12 protein-coding genes are annotated in these 9,038 nt (G+C 53.0%); all 12 read right to left on the bottom strand.

Annotation, left to right across the window (positions count from 1 at the left end):
* Positions 1-649 precede the first annotated feature (649 nt).
* Entirely contained in the window at positions 650-934 is a 285-nt protein-coding gene (locus H7A77_RS22295) for a hypothetical protein (protein WP_164107435.1), read from the bottom strand.
* A gap of 137 nt (positions 935-1,071) precedes the next feature.
* Positions 1,072-1,608, bottom strand: coding sequence for a LuxR family transcriptional regulator (locus tag H7A77_RS22290; protein ID WP_164107433.1), 537 nt, complete (start codon positions 1,606-1,608; stop codon positions 1,072-1,074).
* Between the two features lie 140 nt (positions 1,609-1,748).
* Positions 1,749-2,534: a hypothetical protein gene (locus tag H7A77_RS22285; protein WP_182074672.1), complete on the bottom strand. Its 786-nt coding sequence runs from the start codon at positions 2,532-2,534 to the stop codon at positions 1,749-1,751.
* Positions 2,535-2,966: 432 nt separating this feature from the next.
* Positions 2,967-3,785 (bottom strand): hypothetical protein, encoded by an 819-nt coding sequence (locus H7A77_RS22280; RefSeq protein WP_145957783.1) that lies wholly within the window; start codon positions 3,783-3,785, stop codon positions 2,967-2,969.
* A 94-nt stretch (positions 3,786-3,879) separates the two neighbouring features.
* Positions 3,880-4,383: a fimbrial protein gene (locus tag H7A77_RS22275; RefSeq protein WP_042783500.1), complete on the bottom strand. Its 504-nt coding sequence runs from the start codon at positions 4,381-4,383 to the stop codon at positions 3,880-3,882.
* Positions 4,380-4,850, bottom strand: a complete 471-nt coding sequence (locus H7A77_RS22270) for a fimbrial protein (RefSeq protein ID WP_234414998.1) — start codon at positions 4,848-4,850, stop codon at positions 4,380-4,382. Before H7A77_RS22270 ends, H7A77_RS22275 begins: the two co-directional genes overlap by 4 nt.
* A 59-nt stretch (positions 4,851-4,909) precedes the next feature.
* Entirely contained in the window at positions 4,910-5,563 is a 654-nt protein-coding gene (locus tag H7A77_RS22265; protein ID WP_042783498.1) for a fimbrial protein, read from the bottom strand.
* 56 nt (positions 5,564-5,619) lie between these two features.
* On the bottom strand, positions 5,620-6,165 hold the full coding sequence (locus H7A77_RS22260; RefSeq protein ID WP_369795890.1) for a fimbrial protein: 546 nt from the start codon (positions 6,163-6,165) through the stop codon (positions 5,620-5,622).
* 40 nt (positions 6,166-6,205) lie between these two features.
* The gene (locus H7A77_RS22255) at positions 6,206-6,700 is read right to left on the bottom strand and encodes a fimbrial protein (protein ID WP_042785628.1); all 495 of its coding nucleotides are present in this window, start codon (positions 6,698-6,700) and stop codon (positions 6,206-6,208) included.
* A gap of 14 nt (positions 6,701-6,714) precedes the next feature.
* Entirely contained in the window at positions 6,715-7,212 is a 498-nt protein-coding gene (locus tag H7A77_RS22250; RefSeq protein WP_255443895.1) for a fimbrial protein, read from the bottom strand.
* Between the two features lie 111 nt (positions 7,213-7,323).
* Complete coding sequence (locus H7A77_RS22245) at positions 7,324-8,127, bottom strand: hypothetical protein (protein WP_108680072.1); 804 nt, start codon at positions 8,125-8,127, stop codon at positions 7,324-7,326.
* Positions 8,128-8,268: 141 nt separating this feature from the next.
* On the bottom strand, positions 8,269-9,021 hold the full coding sequence (locus tag H7A77_RS22240; RefSeq protein ID WP_042785627.1) for a fimbria/pilus periplasmic chaperone: 753 nt from the start codon (positions 9,019-9,021) through the stop codon (positions 8,269-8,271).
* Positions 9,022-9,038: the final 17 nt, after the last annotated feature.

The raw sequence follows: 9,038 nt of genomic DNA, 5'->3' as shown, positions 1-9,038 counted from the left end.
CGGCGCCAGCGCCGGTTGTCCGAGTCCGGTCGCCCTATTTAGAAGAACCCGCCTATGGCGGGTTTTTCGCTTTCTGGGGTACGGACTCTCCATCGAACTGCGTTCGATTATTCGGCCAACGGCCTCACCCTGCGGGCCAGCGACACAGGACGAATGCTCCCTTCTCTGCTTGCATCCCCCCAAAAACGTTGGCTCCAAGGGTAAGCGAATTGCCGCATTCTCGGCATTAGGCGTGAAAGTGGCCTCGCCAGGCGAGTAATGCCCAATTTCGTTGAGGCGGATACTCACTCTCTGGTAAAAAACGCTACCTCATACAATGTGCAGCAGCGTCAATGATGACGTAGTAATGCCAACCACCAGGAAGAATGGCCGTAGTCTTGGATAGACAACTGCCTTTTCTTCATCCGCTGCGCATGTTTGTAGAATGAATAGATGCTTAAACAGAACAAGAATATCGCAAAATAAAACAAATCCACTTCACCTTTCCCTTGGTGTAGATAATACCCAACGTAAATTACGCACAGCTACCATCACTGCCAACGATAATAATTCACCGAACTGATGCTTTGAGTCGGAACAACAGGCTATTTAATCAATAGTCACAAAAAAAGCAGGGAGGATAACCCTGCTTGTCATTTTAAAATCAATATTACTGACATAGCGGCAAGTACTTCTTCATAAACGGTGATTCACAGATCGCATTCATGACTTCGCCTTTATCTTTCTCTTTAGGCTTGGCGCCTGTATTGGTGTTACCTGCACATTGCCCGCCATTTTTCCCCTGGCCATTGATGCATTGACCAAAATCGCTATTGCCGGCTCCGCTGGCGTTGCCATGATTCCCCTGCACATTCTGATTGCCGTTAAAACCGGCGTGCGCATAAGACATCATCATGATGCCAGCGCCAATAAGTAAAGCCGCTGTCGTTTTCATAACTGTCCCTTTGTGTTATTTAGCAATTGAATAAAAAAACACTTAACATTCCCTTGGGGAATTTTAATCACAACTCATGATTTTTTAGCGTTATGAAGATATCAGATGAGAATAATTTAAATTATCCCCCATCACGGTTAGGAATACTCTGCCTCCGGTGATAACAACCAATAAATAAAATCATGGCTGCGATTTAGCATCAGTTTGCCCATCACCGAACGTTTATGGCTGTGCACCGTTTTAACACTCACCCCCATCACCCTGGCGGTTTGCGATTGATCCAACCCGCGCCGCAAATAGCCGATAACCTGCCGCTCACGGGGAGTCAACAGCTTAGTGGGAAATCGACATACCGGCTTCGGATTAGCCAACGTCTCAGACAGCAGCGTAAACAGGCACTGTTGATCGTCGGTGCGGTACAGCACCCGGCTCGCGCGCCCGGAAGCAACGGTCTGCTTTTCCTTAATGGTGACGACATGCGCTCCGGAATAGGCGGCCCAACGCCGGGTGCGCCGGGCCGGGGAGGCCAGCACGATGTCAGGCCGTTCATCGCTGCCCGGCGGCAGGAAGTGCGCAACGTTATTATGCTGCTGTGCATATTTCACAATGCTTAACCGCAAGCCGGCGGCGAAATAGCGGTTCTCGTCATCGATGACGATATTGAGTGGTTTCATTATCCCCTCCTAATTTATCCATCATTCTATTTAGATCAAAAATTTAATAGAAACACGATTGACCGCGTCATTGCACCCGTCATTTTCACCCGTTGTTTCAATGCATTTTTAACTTATTTTTATAAGCCTAAGCTTATAAATCAGGGAAGAGTCAGCATAATGACCTTATACCCCTGAAAATCGCCGGTACCGCCTCTGTATCCGCTTAATGTTGACGTCAGCGTGAGGGTTTTCCCTTCAGGGCCAATCCGGTCGAGATAACCAGAACCAATATCGACACCATTTATTTTAAGATGACTGATAATGCCACCACCAAGAGAGACGGAACCATTTTTATCCACAGCGATGATAGCCAAGCTAAATGCATTATTGCAGGCAACGCGAAATTGCTTCGCTGCAACACGCCCATTAACTGAGTTAGTGTTTATCGTGCCGTGATTCAGCTCAATATAAGCATCGGCAATGCTGCAATAGGTTGGATCTATTTGTGGTGCAAAGCATTCAAACTCGCCGCCTGGCAAAGGAATATAAGCATTCGACCCGCCACCACTATATACCGGATAAGCTAACCCCAGACAAGGCTCTGCATATAGGCCGAATTGCGATTTGAACTCCCGATTGATATAACCTTTCCGTGCAAATAGCTGGGCCAATTCTCCCATTGTATTTAGATCTGATGCCTCAGGCATATCTATTTCGACAAAATTAGCGATAGCATTTGATCGGTTGGAGTACGTATAAGACAGTTTACAGGCACTGGTAAACCTGCAATTTTTTAATGGATTACGTGCAGAATCGTACTCATCCCATCGAATTACTTTCACGATAAACCTATTTTGAGACGGCGAGTATTGCGCATCCATCACCCAACTGGCAGCCGCCTGCGGCACGTGCAACAACAACCATAAAAAGAGTATTTTTTTCATCTTTTCTTCCCGTTATCGAACTGGCGATTTTCACATTTACATTTCGGGGCACCGTCGTGGAGTCGCCTTCGTCGGTCATTACTGAGGCTAACCCCTCCTGCCCCGCAAAAGCGCGTCGGTGCACTCCGCCATAACGCTGTCGTTCAACACATCGCGGCCCGGTGGCAGGAAGTACGCGACTTTATTATACCGCTGCACATATTCCGCAACGCTTAACCGCAACCCGGCAGCGGAATAACGGTGCTCGTCATCGACGATGATATTGGATGGTTTCTCATGCCCCTCCTTTTTCAGAGAAGGCTATTTAAAATAGTGGCCAAGCAGGGAGCACATCTTTCATTTAGCAACCTCATTAAGGAATAGACTTTCCACCATTGGATTATTTAATCCACGGCATTAAATACCGTTTTTTTCTGCGTTATTGCCTTACTTTTAGAGAACATCGACGACCGCCACCGCCGAACCGGAGAAATCCCCTGGGGCCGGCGTTCCTGCGGCTATCAGTAAAGAGGAGAAGGTCGCCGCTTTCCATCCTCCCCCCGGTACATCCAGCGTCACCCCGGCGTTACCCACAACCCCATTGACGCTCAACATCGATTTCAGGCTGCCGTCAGCGCGCAAATTGACGGTGTAGCTGTCGCTGCCGACGGAGGCTAGCGCACGCACCTTCACTTTGGCGGCCCCGGAGCAATAAACGTAGGCCGTGCTCTCGGCACGATTGCCGGTTACTTCGCTATCGGCGAGAGAACCGTGGCGCAAATCAATATTGCCGCTCATAGAGCATGATACCGGCGGTTTTGGCGGATCAATGGTGGGTGGCTCAGTAACGCTACCAGAGCAAGAATCAGCGAACCATCCGGTATTATTGGTGCCAACATTAAAAACAATACAGGGCGATTTACCACCGTTCTGCTTTACCCACTTATCCCAATCTAATATCGCACCGGTTTTCGGTAAATTAGAAGCCCAATAAGCAACCAACGCACTCGCTTTTTGCTTATTTTTTTGAGGCAAATCAAATGAATATACAGGGGCAGCGAAACCACCAGGCGACATTGTTATTTTGCATTGCGGTCGAGAAAGAATGCCCCCACATTCAAGATCCCAATCTCTCGGAGCGCCAGAGAAATCTGCGGACAAAATAGTAAACCGCAATACACTCCCTCCGCTATCTAATTGCCAGTCAACATTAATTCCTGCATAGCTTGGGTGGAAGAATAAAACCAAAAGACCAAGAAATAACTTTTTCATTTTTTAATACCCATTTTGTGCATCGTTAATTCAGTCTTTTCAGCCATTGGCATTTTCACTCCGGGCACAAAACTATCTAAAAATAACCGGTGTATTACTGATAATCCGCCAGCAGCGTCGCCTGGGCACTAAACGCCTGCGGCGTTAATCCGGCTCCCTGTCGTTTGATCGGCACGGCTTGCAACGTCGGCGGATTGGCAGCATCTATCGCCACACGTTTATTCAGAACGAAAGCATTCCCCGCCAACAACAGACGCACAGCCAGATCGGGAACGTTGGTCGGCACGGCAGCGTTATCGAACCCACTGGCGGTGGCTACCATTGTTAATCCCAGCGCCTGCCCATTGCCACCCGGCTCACACTCGATCCGGTAATTGACGGTTTGCAGATAATTCCTCCCATCCACTTTACCGATCCCGACCCTCTGACCAAAATCCACCTCGATTCGCTGGCCGTTATTGATCACGCATGACGGCGGTTCGTTCAGCGTGCCGCTGAACGACAGGCCCGCCTCGTTGTCTGCCGCCCATCCCTGCAATGCGGGCAGAAACAGGCTACAAGCCAGCAAGGCCCACGTTTTTCCAACGTTTATCTTCATTGATAATCCACCATCAGCGTCGCTCCCGCGCTAAAAAAACCGACGGTCAGAGCGCCGCTGCCTTTCACAGGCACCGCCTGTAACACAGGCTTATTCGGGTAGGTAAAATTAAGCCAACTGCCAATGATCAGCGGCACACCGTTGGCCCGCAGTGCAATCGCCAGGTTGCCTTTGCTACTTTGAATCGCACTGCTGTTGAACGCAGCAGCAGCGCCCACCACTTTCATCTTCATGGTATTTCTGCTGTTGTTTTTGCACTCCAGCGTATAATCGATCGTGCGAAGATAGTTGCTGCCATTGACTTTAGTGGTCACAAGATCATCGCCAAACTCTACGCGGAGGGTTTGATTGTTGTTCACCACACACTGCGGTTTGCTGGTGATCGTGCCGGAGATAGAGATTGGGGTCGTCGACGCCAATCCTGGTGAGACACAGAGCACCTCGGCCAGAACCGTCAATGCCAACACGCCATAGCTTCTGCAAGATTCGGGCAAAGATCGCCGTTTCACGCGCACGCCTCCCCCAATCAGTCATAACTCAAGCTAAAATCCACCACGGCATCAAAACTCCCCGCCCGCAGAGGCGCGCCGGTACGTTCCGCCATCACGCTGTAGTTCAACACGTTGCTGCCCGGCGTCAGCCACAGCGGCTTGCCGCGGCTGCCCAAGCGAATGTCTTCGCCCTGGGCATCCAGCAGGCGCAGCCCCATACCGCTCACGCCCTGCGCTTTCACCAACTGCGGGCTGTCCGCATCGGCCGGTGCACGGAAGCTCACCCGCACCGCCGGCTGATCCGCCGCCCAGCTCAGCGCACCGGTGCGTTCATCCCGGTTCGCCGCCGGGCTGCGCAGGCAGTCGCGCAACCGCAGCGCAAAGCTTACCGCCGCGCCGCGATCGCCGGTTTGCGTCAATGACCCGGTCGCTACCTCACCCAGCCAGACTTCCTGCCGCAGGCTGTCCATCTCCAGCCGGCAGGCGCTTTCGGTCAATGCCCCCCTGACATAAAGCACGCCGTTAGCGCCATCCACTTCCCAGTTATCGACGGCCTGCGCCGCCGGCAGCAGCCACATCATGGCCGCCAGGCTGAGCGGCGCCATCAGCGCCAGGCCGCCCAACGAGGCGTAATAGCCCAGTTCACCGCGCAGGTATGCCCAGTCACGCACCGTCTGTTTCCCTGTCATAGTTCTCTCCTGATAAAATGGGCGCTTAGGGCCGTTTGCCGTCACGCTAAACACGCTTACTCATATTCCAGGCCGAAAGTCGCGACAGACGAAAACGCCCCCAGACCGATGCTCTTTTGCGCTATCGCCTCCGGTTCGCCCCGAACGTACACCTGCAGTTGTAAACTGTTGCTGCCTTTGCCGATGGCGTATCCCTCACTCGGCTTATTCAGCGCCAGCGGCGCGCCCGCCATCGTTTCCAACCCCAGGGCGATGCCCGTCGCCTGGCTGCCGCCATCCGGCTTCAGCAGACCTGGCAGCGCACCGCTTTCAGCGCCGCTGAAGGTCACCTTCACCGTGTTGCCCAGGCTGATGTCACAATCCTGCAGCACCAGACTGAACGCCTTGCCGGGAGTACGGCCATAGGTATACAGGTACTTATCGATCACCGTACCGAAATCCAGGCGGATATCCTCATCACCCGGCCGCAGCGTGCAAGGCTCGGCGACCAATGCGCCGCTGAAATGCATATTGTCAGCAGCGGCCCAACACCCGCTCGCGCCGATCAGCAACCCCACGCCGATAACGCCTCGCCACATCGCCGTTTTACTTATCCTCTCCATGCATTTTTCCTCTTCTTTCTCCCGGCCGCCGAGCGTGGGCTCAAAGGTAATTCGCCTGCAGCGTCGCCGTGGCGGCGAACGCGCCTTCTTTCAATGGCACGCCCGCTTTGGCAACCGGCACCGCTTCCAAACGCGGCGGATTCGCCGGATCGATTTTGATGCTGCTGTTCGGGGCGAACGGTTTGTCATCCCGGTACAAGCGGATACCGAGGTTGCCGTTATCGGTTTGCAACGCGGCGTTATCAAAGGACGCAGCGTTGCCCTTAAAGGTCAACGTCAGCTCCCACGGCAGGGCACCGGGCAAATCACATTGGATGCGGTAATTCACCGCCTGCCGGTAATTGACGCCATCGACTTTGTTGATACCGACGCGCTGGCCAAAATCCACTTCGATCACACCGCCGTCGTTAATGCGGCAGGGCGGCGGCACGCGCAGCGTCCCTTTCAGGTGCATGGCGACCTCTTCGGCCGCCTGAACGGAATGGCCGACCAGGCTACTAGCACACAGCAGCATCACGGCAACGCCCTGTTTCATGTTCGTCTCCCGGTTCATTGATAATCGACACGCAACGTGGCGGAGGCCGTAAACTCCCCCGTCGGCAGCGTAGCGTTCGCCTGCTTCACGGGCACCGCCTCCAGCTTCGGCAAAACGGGAAAGGTGAAATTCTGCCAACTGTTCAACGCAATACGCGCACCGTTGTTTAAAAACGCAATGCCCAGGCCGCCGACATTGGTCTGGAGCAGCTTGCCGTCGAACCCCGCTCCGGTGCCGGCAATCAACAGCCGCATGCCGTTTTTTCCCGGTTTGTCGCAGGTCACCGAATAGTCGACGGGCGTGCGATAATTTTCGCCATTGACGCGCGTCGTCATCACCTCATCGCCGAAATTCACCTCGATCGGCTGATTGCCGTTGATCACGCAAGGCAGCGGCGCCAGCACGGTCACCCTGACCGATACCGTGGTGGCGGCCCAAGCCGGCATGTTCGTCAGTAAGCAAGCCATCATTGTCAGAAAAAACATGTAGGCTATATTCGATGCGATATTCACTTTATTTATCTCCCTATCAATCGATATATCACGCCCTACAAGCATGCACCCCTTTTGCACACCGCGAATCATTAACTTATTTTCGTAAAAAGCCTAAAGCATCATTAATAATCACGGTAACGAAATGATGATGCTTTTCGCCCCCTGAAACTCCCCCACGCTGCCGTCATATCCCGCAAGCGTTGATGTCAGCGTTAAGGTTTTTCCGGCCGGCGTCGCGGTAATCAACAAGCCATCCCCCACATTGACGCCGTCTAATTTCAATTCGCTGCGAAACTGTTTTTTATCGTTAAAATAAACCGTTCCAGACCGATCTGAACTCATAATTCTTACTTTGAAATTAAACGTGCAGGCCACCGTCAATTGCGCTTCAGCCGTACTGCCGTTAATCACTTCGGCCCGCAGCATGCCATGATCCAACTCCACCAGCGGCTCACGTAACTCACACACGTTGGGTACGATCTCCGGCACCCGGCACTGTTCGCCGCCGGGAAACCTAATTACCCCCCATGAGCTATTACCTGTAGGGGTGTTATAACCAAAGTAAATGCAATGCGGTTGATTCGGGTAGTCATAATCTTTACTACGATACTCCCGATTGAGTAACCCATTCTGGATAAATTTTTTACCCAGTTCACCCAATGTTTTACTGGTTGTAACACCTGAAAAATACACTTTATTCATAAATGGGGTGTTACCATTAACAAATGCAAGATAGCAATATTCCTGACCAGAATTACAACCATATAATGGATTAGGGGTTTTGTCCTCCGTATCCCAGGCAATAATTTTTGCAACAAAATGGCCGTAAGTCGCATTTATCGGCCGATATTCCGTTTTCATTTCCCACGCGGCGGAAAAAACATTAACGGAATAAAAATAAATAAAAAAAGGAAAAGCCATCCGTTTTAACATAGGGTAATCACTGGTATAAATAAAAATTCAATTATCCTTTCGTTAATCGAAAACGGCGATGGAAAACCAGCCCGTTCTCCCCTTCAGCATATCCCTTTGCCTGTCTGATTACCGCTGGCGGTGATGCGTTGCGGCCCGGCACTAAGACGCTTTCTTCTCCGGCACCACTTTGCAGACCGCACCCGCACAGCTGAAGCTCAACTGTGGGCGGCCGCCGTAATCGTTGATATAGGTCAGCACCGGGCTGTTCCCCACGCTGCCTGCGCTCACCGTCAGCGGCAGGCTGCCCTTCGGCGGCACCATCAGCGGTTCAAACCCTTTGGCGCCTTCAACGCCCTTGCGGCTGGCGGCGTCAACCAGAGTGACGTAGTACGGCGTCGGGTTGTTGACCACATACTTGTCACCCTGCTTGCTCAGCGTCAGCTGCTCCTGCCACGGCGCGGCGTTGCGCTCCGGCGCGATCGCCGCCGGGCGGTAGAACAGCTTGATGCGCGTCTGCAGCGCGATTTGCAGCGAGTTCGGCTTATTGCTCTTCGGCGGGATCTCGCGCAGGTTGAAGTAGTACAGCGTCTCGCGGTCCTGCGGCAGCATCTTCGCCGCCGGCAGCGCCTGGATCTTCACCTGGCTCGGCTTGCCCGGCTCAATGCGCTGCACCGGCGGCAATACCGTCAGCGGGCTCTGGATCTTGTTGCCCTGTTCGTCTTCCAGCCAGCCCTGCGCCAGGTACGGCAGCTGTTTGTTCTGGTTGCTGACGCTCAGGCTCACCGACTGCACGCCGCCGTCGAAAATCACCCGGGTGCGATCCAGCGCAATGGCCGCCTGCGCGGTTGGCGCCAGCGCGCCGGCCAGCAGCGAAGTGGTGGCCAGCAGGCCGATAGCGTTACGTTTGCTCATCATAAAAACTCCTTAAT

The sequence above is a fragment of the Serratia sp. ME47 genome, from assembly GCF_903970925.1.
GTDB lineage: Bacteria > Pseudomonadota > Gammaproteobacteria > Enterobacterales > Enterobacteriaceae > Serratia > Serratia ureilytica.
The sequence above is the reverse complement of the archived record's forward strand: the minus strand, read 5'-3'. Positions and strand labels throughout refer to the sequence as shown.